The sequence below is a fragment of the Nitrosomonas ureae genome, assembly GCF_900108305.1.
Classification (GTDB): domain Bacteria; phylum Pseudomonadota; class Gammaproteobacteria; order Burkholderiales; family Nitrosomonadaceae; genus Nitrosomonas; species Nitrosomonas ureae_B.
Genome location: NZ_FNUX01000006.1, coordinates 20,457 through 37,609 on the forward strand (window position 1 = coordinate 20,457; position 17,153 = coordinate 37,609).

The window sequence follows — 17,153 nt, forward strand, 5'->3', positions numbered from 1 at the left end:
GATCATCCGGTTACAAGCATCGCAGTCTCGCCTAACTATGCCAACGACCGCACTGCATTTGCCGCTACTCGCGCAGGACAGGTATGGCGTACTCAGAATGGCGGAGATACGTTCTTACGCGTAGGCGCCAGCTCGATCGTATCGATTGGATGGGTTGGTCAAAGATATTCGTGGATTGCGGTATCTCCTCGATTTGCTATCGATAATCTTGTGATCGTTGGCACAAACAATGGCCTTTACCGCTCGACCGATGGGGGCACTAATTGGACAAAAGAAACTCATGCTTCAGTAGGATCAAATGCCGTTGTTCAGCAAGTGGAATTTTCACCGAACTTCGGCACCGACCGGAATATCTTTGTCAATGTTCGCGGCAAAGGATTGTTCCGTGCAAGTCTGAATGGCGCTGGCGCAGTCACTGCTTCTCAGAATATAACCTTATCGCTGCTTCAGAATGAGAATATTCAATTCACCGAGTTCCAGGTATCACCTACTTACGCGATAGATTCTACGATTGTTGGCGCTGCAAGAAAAAATATCTATAAATCCACAAACGGCGGCTCAACCTGGGCAGTGGCAGAATTTCCCGATAATTAGTTAGATTCAAAATCATAAAATATATCCCATCCGGCTTGCCCGGATGGGATTTCCCGCAACTGAATCAACTTAAACTATACCTGTACAACGAGTCCTCTGCCTAAACAGTCGTCAATTTTGCATATTCAAGCGACAGCCATTTCATTCCGGTGTGATCAAAATTTACCTGAACCCTCGCATCACTGCCGCAACCTTCACAATTGACAATGACACCGACACCGAATTTGGCATGCATCACGCTCTGTCCGATTTTCCATCCACCGCTACCATTATTAGAAGATCTAGAGTGGATATTTGACGAATTTCTTGATGCGTTCTTAGAGATCTGATTAATCGAATTCGAGCGATAAAAGGAGGTGTCCAGATTCCTCGGCGCAGCCTGCAACCATTTTAGGCAGGCTTGTGGAATTTCATCGAGAAAGCGTGACACAATGTTATATCGAGTTTGACCATGTAGCATACGACTCTGCGTAAAGCTAAGATATAACCGGCGACGAGCGCGTGTCATGGCCACGTACATCAAGCGTCTTTCCTCAGCGATGCCATTGCTTTCATTCAGACTATTCTCATGCGGGAAAAGCCCCTCCTCCAGTCCACTCAGAAACACGGTGTGAAACTCCAATCCTTTAGCTGCATGAACTGTCATCAATTGCAGCGCATCCCGACCGCTGCCGGCCTGATGCTCGCCAGCTTCCAGCGAAGCGTGCGCAAGAAACTCGGCCAGACTGTCATTTCCGGCTTCATGCACAAAACTGGTCGCAGCGTTAATTAGCTCATTCAAATTTTCGAGCCTTTCCGAACTTTCGCGCTCTTTGGCATAATGCGCCAATAGCTCACTATGAGTCAGCATATGCTCCACAATTTGAGGCAACAGTAACTCACCACAGCTTTGACGCATCGTCATGATCAGAAACACAAACTTGGCCACGCCTTTTAAGGATTTGTGTGACTCTTGCAGCAATGACACTTCACCGCCACATTTTTGCAATGCCGCCGCCCATAGGCTGCCACCTTGAGCTTTGGCATCATCTTGTAATTGCTCCAAGCTACGAGCACCTATGCCACGCACCGGAAAGTTAATGACACGCAGTAAAGCACCATCATCATCAGGATTGGCAATTAAGCGCAAATAGGCCAATGCGTGCTTGATTTCCTGACGATCAAAGAACCGCATACCTCCATAAACACGATAAGGTATTGCAGCATTGAACAAGCTGTGTTCAAGCACTCGTGATTGTGCATTGGAGCGATATAGCAACGCTATTTCTGATAAGGCGACACCCTCCGCATGCAAGGTTTTAACTTCCTCAACAATAAATGCAGCTTCATCGAAATCATTTGGCGCGTTGTAAACACGTAAGGGTTCGCCTCTTCCCTCAGCAGTCCAAAGATTTTTTCCCAAACGCTCACTATTATTTTCAATTAATGCATTAGCTGCATCCAGAATATTGCCATGCGATCGGTAATTCTGCTCCAGCTTGATAATTCTTGTGATGCCGAAATCATGCTCAAAGTCTTTCATGTTGCCGCTGTATGCGCCACGAAATGCATAAATGCTTTGATCGTCATCGCCGACCGCAAAAACCGCTGCCGCTTCCTTCTCTCCTGTACCCGCCAGCAATTTGAGCCATTTGTATTGCAATGGATTGGTATCCTGAAATTCATCCACCAAAATATGCTTAAAACGCTCTCGGTAATGCCGGCATAAGATTTCATTGCGGCTCAGCAGCTCATAACTGCGTAACAACAATTCGGCGAAATCTACCGCACCCTCTTTATGACATTGCTGCTCATATGCTTGATAAAATTCAAGCATATGTCGTGAGAAAACATCATCGGTCGTAACATAGGCGGCACGTAATCCAGATTCCTTGGCATTGTTGATAAACCACTGAACTTGACGCGGCGGAAATTTCTTGTCGTCAGCGGATAAATCTTTCAGAATGCGCTTAATTAAAGCCAGCTGATCGGCAGAATCCAGGATCTGAAACGCTTGCGGCAAACCCGCATCTTGATAATGCGTGCGCAACATGCGGTGGCACAATCCATGAAATGTCCCAATCCACATTCCGCGCGGATTGATCGGCAGCATGGCGGTAATCCGCGCCAGCATTTCCTTAGCTGCTTTATTGGTAAATGTCACAGCCAGAATGCCGTGCGGACTTACTTGCCCTGATTGGATCAAATATGCGATGCGCGTCGTCAATACACGTGTTTTACCGCTACCGGCGCCGGCTAAAACCAATACAGACTGGTGTGGCAACGTAATCGCCTCCAGTTGCTGCGGATTCAGATCGGATAATAAAGAAGTCATGAGCGAATAAAGTCTAATGCAGTCTGGACATATTTGAGACCAACTGCATAAATTGGATTTGTGGCACTTTGATTAATCCAGAATCCGATAAATAAGTATTTACATATTATCGCAATCCGTGAATTAATCGAAGCCGATCAAAAAATTGCTAGACTCTACTTTTAGCGACAATATCCAGAATCACTGGCGTCAGTATGAGCTCAATCGCCATACCCATTTTTCCGCCTGGGACGACAATGGTATTGGGGCGCGACATGAATGAATCATGAATCATTCTTAACAAGAAAGGAAAATCCGCTATTTCAGGGTTTCTAAAGCGAATGACAACAAGACTCTCATCCAGCGTTGGAATTTCACGCGCAATAAATGGATTGGATGTATCGACCGTAGGCACGCGCTGGAAGTTGATATGCGTACGGGAAAACTGCGGCGTGATGTAATGCACGTAATCATGCATACGGCGCAGGATAGTGTGTGTTACCGCTTCTGTTGAGTAACCCCGAGCACTGGTATCACGAAATATTTTCTGAATCCATTCCAGATTAACGATCGGAACCACGCCAACCAGCAAATCCACATACCTGGCAACATCGGCCGTTTCACTTTTAGCACCGCCGTGCAAACCTTCGTAAAACAATAAATCAGAGCCAGCCGGAATCGGTGCCCATGGAGTAAATGTGCCGGCTTTCTGCTGCCATGGACTGGCTTCCTCATCGTTATGCAAATATAGACGTGTCTGTCCGCTGCCGTTACTGCTATATTCCTTGAATAACGTTTCCAATTTCTCAAACTCATTCGCTTCCGGACCAAAATGACTGATCGGGCGTCCATTGTTTTTTTCCGATTCTGCCACGGCCTGCTTCATCGCTTCGCGATCATAGCGATGAAAACTATCACCTTCTACAATAACCGCTTTTAGTTTTTCACGACGAAATATATGTTCAAAACTGCTCTTTACCGTTGAGGTACCTGCACCTGAAGATCCGGTAACGGCGATAACCGGGTATTTTTGCGACATTCGAATTCTCCTAAAAAATATATTCATCGTACCCCGTATAAGGTACAAGGCATCCTATTTACACTATATGATACTTCTTTCTCATCTGACCTGGCAGCAGGGAATTATTTCACGGCACTCTCAATTCAAAGTAACTTCCCTGAGCTGCTGGAACTTTTATCATGTTAAATTAACTGCCTTAACAACAAGTATATTGTATATCAAGAGTACACTTTAATCGTTATCTACAGATGTTTATGTCAGAAAAATATGCAAAGTATAAGGCGTTCATTAATTATAATTTTATTCCAGGGATGAATAGTCAATAATTTCGATCGACTAAAAAATAAAGAAAATAACAATAAAAGCTAACAAGAATATGATCATCACGATACCTGATCATAATCACGACCAATCGACCCGAGTAGTTACTACAAGCCCACCCTGGCTGCTACAAGTATTGGCAAGTGATACAAATATCATCCCAGACTTCTGATTCTGTTCCTGCACCTCGGTCGACTGAAAACCCGCCATCACCCTCTTGGGCTTATCTTTACCAATACCTAATTAAATTAAAATATTATAAAACAAGAATATATAATGATAGTATTTATATACACTTTCTGACATGGAGAAATCACATCGACAATTAGCAGAATCATCAAACGAATAATAACTCAGCATCATTTTGAGCTAGAATATGCGATCGAACAGAATCATCGAATCGTCTTTCATTAACAATTTGCGCAAGACAATTAGAATTATTTTTTTCAACGATATACATTAAATAAACGCATTAAGATAAGAACATAGGAGTTTAACTGTGCACCCGATCGTACCTATTACCATGGCACTTGGTGTCATTCTGTTTTTAGTAGGAATAGTGGCTCAAACCTGGCTTGGTTTTCGACGCATCAATCGTATAAAGCTTCGCGGAAAAGAGTATCGACGCTGGCATTTTGTCGCTGCTACAGTGGGCTCCGGTGTGGCCTTGATTATGTTATCGGTAATGCTGCCTAGATACATAACCTACGAACCGGCGCAAGACCAGAAATCAATGCAGCCTGCATTATCCGGTAATTTGAAATTTGAATTGGAATCCATTTTATTCAGCCTGAATCTTAATGAAGATGCCATACTGAAAGCCATTACCCGCTTTCAGACAGAATATCAGGCGGCATCACAGCGAAATGATAAAAGTACGATGGATCTTCTGATTCTGGAAATAGCTTATAGAATCAGAACCGAACTACAGAACCGCGATTATCCGGAACAACAAATCGAACGCGAAGTTGAGAAAATCACAAATGTTCTGAGACAGTCAACCAAAACAGAAAACCTCAAATAAAAAGTTTTCATTTCTGTACAACAACTATTACATATTAAAACCATCCATTTAAGGAATCCCGATTATGAAAAAAACAATTCAGATGCTGATAATCACATTGGCAATATTCCTGGTTGCTGTTAATCCTGCATTTGCTGAGCAATATCCGGACAAAGTAGTTGAGAAATTGGGGACGGGTCTTGCGAATGCTGTAACAGGCGTAGCCGAAATACCTAAAACTATTAGCATTGTTGGCAATCAAGATGGTGTCATCCACGGTATGACGGTCGGGTTTATTACGGGTATTGTCAATGCGGTTGGGCGCTCTTTGAGTGGCGCGTTTGATATTGCAACATTCCTGATCCCTACTACACCTTTTGTTAAGCCAGCATATATTTGGGATGACTTTAGCCGGAAAACGACTTTCGTTGAAGCACAAATGCGTTAATCAAGCTTTTTGTTTATCTATTCATGGCCAATTAACGCAGAGACAAGGCCATGATAGAGTACTTGTTACTCAACAGCCAAAGCAGTTTTATTACAGCTAAATTCAGATTTGATTAACAATTATGATTACTGAATCTTGCATATAAGCTGCAATAAAATTGCAAATCCATGCTGCGTTGCGTTATCAATAATTTCAAAAGCGCGCAGAAATTCAAATCGATCCGCCAATGGTTGCAGGGGGCGAATCTGTAACAAGACATTCACTGAACGCATAGCCACCCGCTCCTTCAGCTAACTCATCGCTCTCAACCAGAACGAAACTTACACATTCTTTCTTTTTGAAAGAATACTGATACTTATCCGGACGTCCCTCTTGTGGTAAAGCAACTTCATAAAAAAGACTTCCCCTTATCCACCACTTGCCTGATTCAGTAAAACTCTTGACGGTATCATCCAGCCCGGTAAAACTGAAATCGATCGTATATGTACCATCAGCATTTCGTGTTTGTGTCCATCTCTTTACAGTTCCACTTTCTTCCACGTACTCACCTTCCCATACCCCGATCAATTTGACATCGATAAATGAACGCTGATTTACTGCCGTGATAGCGCTACACCCAAGTAAACTCATCACTAAAAATATTAAAAAGAATCGTCTCATTAATGCATAAATCTTAAATTAAATAATTAATTACGTAACATTGTTAGCAATTTTTGTAATCATCTGTCCAGTATAGAAAGCTTCCTATTGTTTTTTTATGTAGAATACTAAAGGGATTTATTGGTGTAAATTAAATTGGCGAAACTATCAATAACTCATTTTATTGAGTATAACGAAACTCACAACACAATTACTTTGAATACCGTTTTCGATGAATTGCCCCCCGCTGTTTAGCGCACAGAATTATATGCATATCATTACCTTATTTATAGTATCGCCATTTCCAGCGAAGCCAAACTCTTAATTGTCGATGCATATCAATATCAACACCGTCGGATAATATTACAATACTGCAAGGAAAAAATTCACCTTCGGGCTTAAGGTTTAATACCACTAAATAAGGCGAAACGAACGTACTTCCCAATACCTTACAAGTAATCGTTTTACTGGATTGAGTGATCGCCGTACATTGCATCTTTTCCGAGAGCGTAAAAGAAATCACAGCTTTATTTGCATAAAGCAAAGCATCACGACCCAAATAATAAACCAGGCTAATTACTAGCAGGATAGCGATTAACATTTTGACTTCCAAAGGAAGTGACAGCGGCCACAATAGCATTGCCGTTGCAATATGCGCTGAACTCAATATCACTGCGAGCCAAAATGAAGGTTTACGGTGAATAGATAAAACCGCCATAAATAAATACGTAACCCTCAATAATTGACGAGTAATGACAATTTCCACTCACCACTTCTTGATTTCATCCGGGCCCGATATCGTATAATCACGCCCATATCGACTCTAAAACTATATTAGTATGAATTCTGATTGGCAAACCTATTTACGTAATCAACATGCTGTCATCCTGAATAATTGCGTATTGCATTTTGGTGATATTTCTGCAGAACTTAGCAATACGCAAAACAAAACCATTATGACAGATCTCTCACATCGCGGATTAATTCGATTCTCCGGAGATGATGCAAAAAATTTTTTACAAAGCCAGCTTAGTTGCGATATTCGTAAAATTAATCCAGAAATAGCGCAATATGGAGGTTATTGCACTTCCAAAGGCCGGATTTTGGCAAGCTTCTTACTTTGGCAAAAGAATCAGGACGTGATTATGCAGTTACCTGCCAGCTTGGTCGCTTCCACGATAAAACGTTTATCACTTTATGTATTGCGCTCCAAAGTCCAACTGACCGACATCAGCAATGCCTGGATTAGAATTGGCGTTGCAGGCCCCGATATTTCTGTATTAACAGCTGATTTTTGCAAATCCGCAAATAATTCGGATCACGTAATTGATACAGACATTAGCATGCTTCATGTTGCAAATAACCGTATGGAATTGATCACATCGATTGAAAATGCGCCCGCTGTCTGGGAGCGTCTTAAGCAAAATGCTAGCCCTGTGGGTACAGCTTGCTGGGATTGGCTAGATATTCAATCCGGTATTCCGGTTATTTTGCCGGAAACCCAAGAAACTTTCCTGCCGCAAATGATCAATCTGGATGCAATCGATGGAGTTAGTTTCAAAAAGGGTTGTTATCCCGGGCAAGAAATTGTGGCACGAACACAGTACCTCGGTAAGCTTAAACGTCGCATGTTTTTAGTGCACTTAGCCACTACGGAAACAATTAAGGCTGGCGATGCGCTTTATAGTGCAGATATGGTTGACCAATCCTGTGGCAATATTGTCAATATCGCACCATCGCCCTGCGGAGGATATGATGCACTGGCAGTCATCCAGCAAAGTAGCGTAAATACCTGCAACATTCATTGGCAATCGTTGCAAGGTCCAACGTTAGAAATAAAATCACTACCTTATACATTGCCAGTATAAAAACAACGTACCTTAATATGCGTACGGTTTAATGCGGCCTATTATCATTATCTCAATGATTATTTGATATAACTATGAATTCTTCCGACCTTAAGGTATCTTTTTCCTTCCCCTAGACCTCAAAGTTGTCATACTTTAAAATCATCCACCGATGAAGGATAAACTCCTCTTAGTCTTTCATTATGGGATGCACTATAGACAATCAAACTCAATCAGAACCACATATTGAGCCAAGAGATAATGTCAATTTTTAGAAATTAAGCATAAATATTAGGAATATGATTTGCTGACAAGCTATCATTGTTCTTGATAGAATCCCAAATCAGCCGTTCCCGATTAATATGAAGCCTGTATTAATGCGTTATAATCCATTGTAATGCGATATCTCTTTGCTGTATGCACACAGAAAATCCGATGAACTTAGATTCCTCTTGCCGAAGATCGAGTAACTTATTAGAAAAATATTGGCTATAGAAAAGTGAAATGAATTTATTAAAATGCATCGTTCATTTCATACACGGAATACACTTTTTATAAGAATGAAAAGGGATTGTTATGTCACACAACTCGACTCAAATTAATAAGTATTTAAAAAGTTTACAGAAACATCTTGTAGATGAACATCCGGACAATCCAACTTTGGCCAATGCTGTCAAAAGTTTCAGAAAAATGGATTACGTGGGTCAAAGCATGGGGCTGATCAATAAAGATGAATCTTATGCGACATGTGTAACGTGGTGGCCCATGATTGCAGTACTGGGTACATTTTCTGCTGGCAAATCAACCTATATTAATTCTTATTTGAATATGCCGCTGCAACGCACTGGCAATCAGGCTGTTGATGATAAATTCACAGTGATCTGCTTCAGCCGCCACAATGAGGCAAAAACTCTTCCTGGTATCGCGCTTGATGCTGATCCACGATTTCCATTTTTCCAAATCAGCCGCAGTATCGATGAGATCTCTGAAGCTGGGCAAGAACGTATCGATGCTTATTTACAATTAAAAACCTGTCCATCCGAAAACATTCGCGGAAAAATTATGATTGATTCCCCGGGTTTTGATGCTGACAATCAGCGTGCATCTACATTGCGCCTAACTCAACACATCATCAATTTATCAGATCTTGTATTGGTATTCTTTGATGCGCGCCATCCGGAACCCAAAGCCATGCAGGATACATTGGCTTATCTGGTATCGGCCAGTGTGAACCGGGCCGATGCTAATAAATTTTTATATATTCTCAACCAAATTGACGTTACCGCACAAGAAGACAATCCTGAAGAGGTCGTCTCAGCCTGGCAACGCTCTCTTGCAGAAGTAGGGTTAATCAGCGGGCGATTTTATCGTATTTACAACCCAAGTGCGGCTGTTCCAATTGCTAATCCCCATGTTCGAGAACGCTTTGAGAAAAAGCGTGAAGAAGATATGGCGGATATCAATGCACGGATGCACCAAATCGAAGTGGAGCGCTCATATCGAATCGTCGGAAAACTTGAACAAACTGCAAAAGATATTAAAAATAAAAAGGCTAATAAGCTTTCTGAAATGTTAAAAAAATGGAAAAATAAAGTCATCCTTATTGATGGATTGGTATTTTTCACTCTGGCAATATTAGCCGGCACCGCTTTTACTATGACCGAATCCTGGGATCTTCTAAAAACATTTACGACTCAGCTCATGCAAGGCGAAACCTCGTCGGTTGTTATTGCGGCATTTGCTTTGATTGGCATCATTTATGCACATTTTTCTATCCGCCGTAGTGTGTCCAATGGATTGCTGAGAAAACTAGGCAGAGAGCTGGGAAATGATCATGAAACATTCAAACAGTACCTGCATGCCTTTAACAAGAGTACAGCGGCATATCGTCCGATGTTGCTAAAAGATCCCGCAGGCTGGAATGAAACTACGCAACAGACGATTGATGAAATTATTAACGAAGCCAACGATTACATCCAAGCATTGAATGATCAATTCACCAATCCTTCAGGTAATGGGGGCAAAAACTCGCAAGTATAAAGATTTGATTCAGGCTCACGGAAAACTCAACGGCAACTTGTCGATATGCAAATGTTCTTGCTTGATTTATCCGGTTAACAAACAAAAAGTGTTATTCACGTATACAAGTATTAAATACCATTAACTATTCTGAATTATAATTTATTTAAGATACATCGCATGCTAACTAAAGTTGATTAAGGACTATCACAATTTGTCGCTTCTCATGTCTGTATTCGCTTTTGCAATCGCAACCGTCGATTATCGCCTCGGAATTTAGGCGACATGCCTTGATCCAGTTTGGACAAGCGCAATATTAAAGAGTAAAATTCCGGGCTTTTATAATAATAGGGTAATTTAATCGGAGAAACTTATGTCAGTCACAATCGACCAAAAAGCACAGGTAGTACGCGACTATCAAAGAGCAGAAGGAGATACTGGTTCTCCTGAAGTTCAAGTTGCACTTTTAACAGCCAGAATCAATGACTTGATAGGACACTTCAAGATTCATGTTAAAGATCATCATTCCCGTCGCGGTTTACTGCGCATGGTTGGTCGCCGCCGCAAGCTACTTGATTATTTAAAACAACGTAACGTAGACACTTATCAGACATTGATCGAACGCCTTGGCTTGCGTAAATAATAAATGTGTTTCTCTTACTGAATTGGCAGCTAATCACACAAATCATTCCCCACTCAAGTTGTCATGCAATCAATGCGTTGGCTTGCAGGTAATCCAAAATTTGGAAAAATTTACTCAGAAGAAAAAGGGTTATTAATTGAAATCTATAAAGAAAAGTATTACCTACGGACGACATCAACTTACACTGGAAACAGGTGAAATAGCAAGGCAGGCGCATGGTGCCGTAGTGGTTACAATGGATGATACGGTAGTACTTGTTACCGTAGTGGGCGCAAAAAACATAAAACCTGGTCAGGACTTTTTTCCACTTACTGTCGACTACCAGGAAAGATCCTATGCAGCCGGTAGAATACCAGGCAGTTTCTTTAAGCGCGAAGGCCGTCCATCCGAAAAAGAAACATTAACTTCGCGATTGATCGATCGCCCGATTCGCCCACTTTTCCCTGAAGGTTTCTATAACGAGGTTCAAATAGTAGCTACTGTGATGTCGGCTGACAACGAAGTAGACCCTGACATTCCTTCAATTATTGGCACATCTGCTGCACTGACTCTCTCTGGAATTCCTTTTGATGGCCCCCTCGGTGCAGCTCGCGTTGGCTACATCAATAATGAGTATGTCTTAAATCCAACCACCTCAGAACTTAAGGATACACAATTAAATCTGGTCGTCGCAGGAACACAACATGCAGTTTTGATGGTCGAATCCGAGGCAATAGAGTTATCAGAAGAAATCATGCTTGGTGCCGTAACGTATGGCCATGAGCAAATGCAGATTGTTATTAATGCAATCAATGAATTTGCTGATGAAGCAGGTGTAACAGCATGGGATTGGACGCCACCTGCAAAAGATAGCGCATTTGAAGAAAAAATTGCTGGCATGGCAGAAGCTGATTTACGACAAGCCTACAAGATAAAACAAAAACAAACGCGCTCTGAAGCAATTAAAACAACTAGAGAACGTATATCAGATGAACTTGGAGTCGGCACAGAGAACGGGCCGGAATTACAAGTTTTTATGGAGGCATTCTTTTCGCTGGAATCAAAAATCGTCCGCAACCAAATATTGGATGGAGAACCGCGCATTGATGGGCGCGGCACTCGCACAGTCAGAGCTATAACAATCCGTAATGGTGTATTACCTCGAACACATGGCTCAGCACTCTTTACTCGCGGCGAAACGCAAGCACTTGCAGTTGCCACGTTAGGTACAGCTCGTGACGAGCAAAAAATTGATTCATTGCAAGGCGACTATAGTGAACGATTTATACTGCACTATAATATGCCTCCTTATGCCACAGGAGAAATAGGTCGTGTTGGCACTCCCAAACGCCGTGAAATCGGACATGGGCGTTTGGCAAAGCGAGCGCTGGTTGCCGTTCTTCCACTACCTGAAGAGTTCGGCTATTCTTTGCGGGTCGTATCTGAAATTACTGAATCCAATGGCTCTAGCTCAATGGCATCAGTTTGCAGCGGCTGTCTTGCACTAATGGATGCCGGAGTGCCATTAAAAGCTCATGTTGCGGGTATCGCCATGGGATTAATCAAGGATGGAAAACGCTTTGCAGTCCTTACGGATATTCTTGGCGACGAAGATCATCTAGGTGATATGGATTTTAAAGTCGCCGGTACGGAAAAAGGCATTACCGCACTACAAATGGATATCAAGATACAGGGCATTACCAAAGAAATCATGCATGCAGCATTGATACAAGCTCATGAAGGACGGATGCATATTCTGCAAATTATGAAACAGGCCCTACCATCAACTCGCGAAGATATCTCGGTGCATGCCCCACGTATTATTAAACTCAAGATTAATCCGGAAAAGATTCGTGACGTAATCGGTAAAGGCGGCGCTGTGATTCGTGCGCTTACGGAAGAAACAGGCACTACGATTGATATCACCGATGATGGTCAGGTAACAATCGCATGTGTTAATGCCGAAGGTGGCGAGCTTGCTAAAAAACGTATTGAAGATATTACTGCAGAAGTTGAGGTCGGAAAAATCTATGATGGTATAGTTTTGAAACTGCTTGACTTCGGAGCGATAGTAAGTGTCCTTCCTGGTAAGGATGGATTGCTTCATATTTCCCAAATTGCCAATGAGCGAGTCAATAATGTTTCTGATCACCTTAATGAAGGTCAACAGATACGCGTCAAAGTTCTTGAAGCTGACGATAAAGGAAGGCTAAGGTTAAGTATGAAAGCTGTAGCTTCTGATGAAAATACACCTGATTCTGATTCTATGACAACAGAAGAATTGTGAGATAAAATCTCTCACTCAAAGTGATATAACCGGAAACCCTGTATTTTTACAGGGTTTTTCATTATCTTAGAATGGCTTGATTTTATATTATCACGTTATTTCGCTATCTGTTTCTCGCGCATTTCATCTAATGTCTTGCAATCGATACAAAGCGTTGCGGTTGGCCTAGCTTCAAGTCTTTTTAATCCGATCTCCACCCCGCAGCTCTCGCAATAGCCATACTCCTCAGAATCAATCTTACCAATGATTTCATCAATCTTTTTTATGAGCTTACGTTCACGATCGCGATTGCGTAGCTCAAGCGTCATGTCAGATTCCTGGCTTGCACGATCATTAGGATCAGCAAAAACCGTTGCCTCATCCTGCATCGTATGAACAGCACGATCAATTTCTTGGCTAAGCTCAATTTTCATACCTTCCAGTATCTTGCGAAAATGCAGCAACTGGTCAGGATTCATATATTCCTCACCCGATTTTGGTTCATAGGGAGTCACTTGTTTACTTTGTAGCTCTTTTGACATCATCTTTTAAGGCTCCTATCGCTTCGTTGGTAGTATAAAAATTTTGTACTAATATCAGAAAACACATTATATAACAAGTCATTTATCTCTGTTCTTTGCCAATCACATTTCATTCGTGAGAAACCCCGTACACATATGACCGGAAATCAATGCCGTCATATATGTCCACAAAGACATTGATTATCAAACAGTTTTACATTTATTGGTTAATTAATCGCGGATATATGGCAGATGATGCAAAGATCTAAGATAGCCAAGAGTTAGTTTACCTGGAGAAGCCCAGAAAGATAGAAACCAATGAAGAAAAATAGAACAAAATAATTTACCCTCGAAGATTTACAGGTTACAGACCACTCAGTTCATCAGATTTTTTGTACAGGAATTTTGGAGGAACCATATGGACTGCAAAGCCGGAGGAAACGAAGTATGACGGCAAAGGTTTAGAGCTGATTGTAGATTGCTAATGGCAATGAGCTGGATTCTACGTTACAGGCGATCTGATGGGCGGCGTAATATGGTTGGCCTTGGATCATATCCTGATGTGTCCACAATTGATGCAGATACTTTTTTCGGCTGGATGGTGCACAATCTGTTGTAAAAGCTCCCGCCAGTATCAGTCGTGATCATGGATAACGCAATCTTTCACAAAAGGCGGGATATTCAAAATGCAATCACACAAGCCAAAGCAATCAGAAAACAACAAAAACAAACTGTTGAGCAACTCTTTAAAATTGAATCATTTTATGTGACATAGGCTATAGAGATTAGCCGGGGCAAATAGCAGGTAAAGTTACTGTGCATTTTTGAACAATCTCCAGTAATAAAAATATTCTATAATCATACGTAGTTTAAGTTTAGTTTAGGAAATATCTCCCCTGCCTAGGCGTTAATGCAATTTATGCTTAAACAGGATAAGCTTATGTGAAAGGCAGTGTCTGTTCTATTCAAAGGGGCACAACATTAGTTGTTTAGAAAAGAGGAGTCAATCAGGATGAATTTATTCGGAAATATTCTTTACGTGTCCGAAAATGCTGTGAATCAGGAAACCTCAATCATGCGAGCCGTGTCGCTGGCGGAAAACAACCAGGGAAACTTGACCGTCATGGATGTAGCTCCAGTCATCGCAGCCGATATCGATCTGCCGTATGGCAGGCCGATATCTAATGAAGTGCAGTCCGCTATAGTAAGCGAGCGTCGCAAAATGCTCGAAGCACTAATCGAACCTTACAAGAAACATCTCGACATCCGGCTTGATGTACTGGTGGGAACAACTTTTCTCGAAGTTATTCGAGCTGTTTTACGCAACGGCCACGATTTGCTGATCAAGCCTGCTGAGAATCCGGGTTTTATCGAGCGACTGTTTGGCAGCGACGACATACAGTTGCTGCGCAACTGCCCGTGCCCGGTATGGTTAACACGCGAAGAGGAAAAATCCAAGTACGAACATATACTCGCCGCTGTCGATTTCAATCCGGATATGCCAGATACAATAGAGCAGGATCTTAATCAACAAATACTTGGACTATCTGGTTCTCTCGCACTTTCCGACTTTGCCTCGCTGCATGCAATTCATGTCTGGGATGCTCCCGCTGAGGCGATGTTACGTACCTGGGCTAACGACTCGCGGGAAGCGAGCGCCACCTATGTCGAAGGCGTACGTTCAAGCCATGAGAGGGCCTATAACCGCCTACGGCAACAATTGATAGAGCGCATCGGCAAAGACAACAGCGACTATCTTTCTCCTGAATTTCATATGCGCCGGGGGGTTGCCGCTACCGTCATACCCGAGATAGCAAAACAGTTGCATGCTGATTTGGTGGTCATGGGCACGGTCGCCCGGACAGGTATCGCGGGTTTGCTCATTGGAAATACCGCTGAAGCTGTTCTCGAACAGATACAATGTTCCGTGCTTGCAATTAAACCTCCCGGCTTTGTTTCGCCCGTTCAACTTTGAACGATTAACAGCGATTGCATTTACGCAACTAGCCTAAGTGAAATCCTTCCGGTGCCAATATCCGGAATTTTTCAATATCGATTGACGTCATAATCCTATGGATTCTGCTACAAAAACAGGATGAGCCAGAGTAAGCCTCTGATGCGTTTGATTATGTGGCATAAATATCGAATTGTCTTTCAATAAGACAAATTTCCCCTATGAGGCCTGGATCGTATTTCTCCATCTCCATCCTCCATTTCTTCTCTTCATTTCATGAAACTTCGGATTCCCTGAAAATCAGCATACATCATTCAGTGGCATAAGTTTTTTGGGATGTTTTACGACTCATTTTCTCTCCTGATTTCTCGATATTTTAACAATCAGAAGTACCCGCTTTATTCAGAAATGATCAGTCATTCATGTTCTTTGAATTGTGAGGTACGGATTCCGATTCTTTTGTCAGCTGCGGCTTGTCAAGCCTGCCTTTGGGTGTGCTTATGGCTGGCACTTCCGGATTACCCTCAGAGCGATCGCGATAGAGTGCGGCACGACCCAGCAGCATCAGTGTGACTGGTGTCGTAACCGTGACAAAGACACCGATCAGAAGCTCGTGCAGAACGAGCCGTGATTGCAGTACGCTAAAGCAGATCATAGATGCCATCACGATGGCCGCTGTTCCCCAACTCGTACCCAGTGTCGGAGCGTGAATGCGATCATAAAAATTGCGCAGACGATAGAATCCGAAGGAACCGATCAATGCCAGTCCCGCGCCGATGAGCAGAAAAATAGCGACGAGCAGCGCCGCCCAGAGAGGAAGGTGAGCGGCATGGTTCATTCGATTACCTCACCACGCATCAGGAATTTAGCGAGCGCTACAGTGGCCACGAAACCCAGTACGCCAATAATCAGCGAAATCTCGAAATAAAGCGTATTGCCGGTACGTATGCCGAAGACGAGCAGCTGCAGCATCGAGTTGACATAGAGCGTATCAAGCCCCAGCACGCGATCCTGTGCGCGTGGCCCCTTAATCATTCGCACTGATGCCAGCACCATGGCGATTGCCAGTGCTATTTGTGCAATGGTAACAGCCCAAAATAGGATAGTGACACTCATTCAAATATCTCCAGCAAAAGCTGTTCATAGCGGTTTTTGATCAGATTACGCCAGGCAGTTTCGTCTACCAGATCGAAAATGTGCAACAGCAGCGTGTCCTGCGTGGAATTATAGTCTATCCAGGCTGTACCGGGCGTGCTTGTTATGATGACCGAAAGCAAGGCAAGACCGGACGAATCGCGCAAATCGAGCGGTATGGTCATGAAACCGGATATCCGCTCTCGTTTACTCCCCTGCAGGATGATCTTCGCTACTGCAATATTGGAACGCACGATATCGTAGAGTACGATAGCAATCAGCTTGGATAGCAAATCCCAGCGCCTGAGCCGCGGCTTGGCGGGGTGAAGCGCGGCCAGACCCTGCACAGCGATAAACGCTAAGATGGTACCAACCAGGAACTGGCCCAGTGAGAAATTGGTCAGCAGCAGCCACATAATGATCAAAAAAATAGTCAGTAGTGGATAAGGAAGTATTTTGCTCATTTTTTCA

The 17,153-nt window shown here is 42.8% G+C and carries 16 protein-coding genes; 8 read left to right on the forward strand and 8 right to left on the reverse strand.

The window, feature by feature from the left end; translation table 11 throughout:
• On the forward strand, window positions 1-594 hold a 594-nt coding region (locus C4S39_RS05035), incomplete at its 5' end, for a WD40/YVTN/BNR-like repeat-containing protein (RefSeq protein ID WP_374953013.1).
• Window positions 595-694: 100 nt separating this feature from the next.
• On the opposite strand, the gene C4S39_RS05040 is transcribed toward C4S39_RS05035, so the two are convergent.
• Both C4S39_RS05040 and C4S39_RS05045 read right to left on the reverse strand, forming a co-directional pair.
• Window positions 695-2,908: a UvrD-helicase domain-containing protein gene (locus C4S39_RS05040; protein WP_103965957.1), complete on the reverse strand. Its 2,214-nt coding sequence runs from the start codon at window positions 2,906-2,908 to the stop codon at window positions 695-697.
• Window positions 2,909-3,056: 148 nt separating this feature from the next.
• Complete coding sequence (locus C4S39_RS05045) at window positions 3,057-3,926, reverse strand: phosphoribulokinase (RefSeq protein WP_103965958.1); 870 nt, start codon at window positions 3,924-3,926, stop codon at window positions 3,057-3,059.
• An 802-nt stretch (window positions 3,927-4,728) separates the two neighbouring features.
• Here C4S39_RS05045 and C4S39_RS05050 point away from each other — a divergent pair.
• The gene (locus tag C4S39_RS05050) at window positions 4,729-5,253 is read left to right on the forward strand and encodes a hypothetical protein (protein ID WP_103965959.1); all 525 of its coding nucleotides are present in this window, start codon (window positions 4,729-4,731) and stop codon (window positions 5,251-5,253) included.
• Window positions 5,254-5,317: 64 nt separating this feature from the next.
• On the forward strand, window positions 5,318-5,680 hold the full coding sequence (locus C4S39_RS05055; protein WP_103965960.1) for an exosortase system-associated protein, TIGR04073 family: 363 nt from the start codon (window positions 5,318-5,320) through the stop codon (window positions 5,678-5,680).
• 210 nt (window positions 5,681-5,890) lie between these two features.
• Here the strand turns inward: C4S39_RS05055 and C4S39_RS05060 are convergent, their stop codons facing one another.
• Both C4S39_RS05060 and C4S39_RS05065 read right to left on the reverse strand, forming a co-directional pair.
• Window positions 5,891-6,310 (reverse strand): hypothetical protein, encoded by a 420-nt coding sequence (locus C4S39_RS05060; RefSeq protein ID WP_258039301.1) that lies wholly within the window; start codon window positions 6,308-6,310, stop codon window positions 5,891-5,893.
• Between the two features lie 292 nt (window positions 6,311-6,602).
• Window positions 6,603-7,085: a protein YgfX gene (locus C4S39_RS05065; RefSeq protein ID WP_258039296.1), complete on the reverse strand. Its 483-nt coding sequence runs from the start codon at window positions 7,083-7,085 to the stop codon at window positions 6,603-6,605.
• A gap of 73 nt (window positions 7,086-7,158) precedes the next feature.
• Between C4S39_RS05065 and ygfZ the strand changes: the two genes are divergently transcribed.
• The 4 genes from ygfZ (at window position 7,159) to pnp (ending at window position 13,094) form a co-directional block, all read left to right on the forward strand.
• The gene (gene ygfZ / locus C4S39_RS05070; RefSeq protein ID WP_103965963.1) at window positions 7,159-8,187 is read left to right on the forward strand and encodes a CAF17-like 4Fe-4S cluster assembly/insertion protein YgfZ; all 1,029 of its coding nucleotides are present in this window, start codon (window positions 7,159-7,161) and stop codon (window positions 8,185-8,187) included.
• A gap of 555 nt (window positions 8,188-8,742) precedes the next feature.
• The gene (locus C4S39_RS05075; protein ID WP_103965964.1) at window positions 8,743-10,206 is read left to right on the forward strand and encodes a dynamin family protein; all 1,464 of its coding nucleotides are present in this window, start codon (window positions 8,743-8,745) and stop codon (window positions 10,204-10,206) included.
• A 352-nt stretch (window positions 10,207-10,558) separates the two neighbouring features.
• A complete protein-coding gene (rpsO, locus tag C4S39_RS05080) occupies window positions 10,559-10,828 on the forward strand; it encodes a 30S ribosomal protein S15 (protein WP_103965965.1) in 270 nt (89 codons plus the stop codon).
• A gap of 136 nt (window positions 10,829-10,964) precedes the next feature.
• A complete protein-coding gene (gene pnp / locus C4S39_RS05085) occupies window positions 10,965-13,094 on the forward strand; it encodes a polyribonucleotide nucleotidyltransferase (protein ID WP_103965966.1) in 2,130 nt (709 codons plus the stop codon).
• Window positions 13,095-13,189: 95 nt separating this feature from the next.
• Here pnp and dksA read toward each other — a convergent pair whose 3' ends face one another.
• Entirely contained in the window at window positions 13,190-13,615 is a 426-nt protein-coding gene (gene dksA / locus C4S39_RS05090) for an RNA polymerase-binding protein DksA (protein ID WP_103966056.1), read from the reverse strand.
• 991 nt (window positions 13,616-14,606) lie between these two features.
• On the opposite strand from dksA, the gene C4S39_RS05095 reads away from it, so the two are divergent.
• A complete protein-coding gene (locus C4S39_RS05095; RefSeq protein ID WP_103965967.1) occupies window positions 14,607-15,569 on the forward strand; it encodes a universal stress protein in 963 nt (320 codons plus the stop codon).
• A 391-nt stretch (window positions 15,570-15,960) separates the two neighbouring features.
• Here the strand turns inward: C4S39_RS05095 and mnhG are convergent, their stop codons facing one another.
• The 3 genes from mnhG to C4S39_RS05110 are packed head-to-tail and all read right to left on the reverse strand — an operon-like array spanning window position 15,961 to window position 17,146.
• Entirely contained in the window at window positions 15,961-16,386 is a 426-nt protein-coding gene (mnhG, locus tag C4S39_RS05100) for a monovalent cation/H(+) antiporter subunit G (RefSeq protein WP_103965968.1), read from the reverse strand.
• The gene (locus C4S39_RS05105) at window positions 16,383-16,664 is read right to left on the reverse strand and encodes a K+/H+ antiporter subunit F (RefSeq protein ID WP_103965969.1); all 282 of its coding nucleotides are present in this window, start codon (window positions 16,662-16,664) and stop codon (window positions 16,383-16,385) included. Before C4S39_RS05105 ends, mnhG begins: the two co-directional genes overlap by 4 nt.
• Window positions 16,661-17,146, reverse strand: a complete 486-nt coding sequence (locus C4S39_RS05110; RefSeq protein WP_103965970.1) for a Na+/H+ antiporter subunit E — start codon at window positions 17,144-17,146, stop codon at window positions 16,661-16,663. Before C4S39_RS05110 ends, C4S39_RS05105 begins: the two co-directional genes overlap by 4 nt.
• Window positions 17,147-17,153 lie beyond the last annotated feature (7 nt).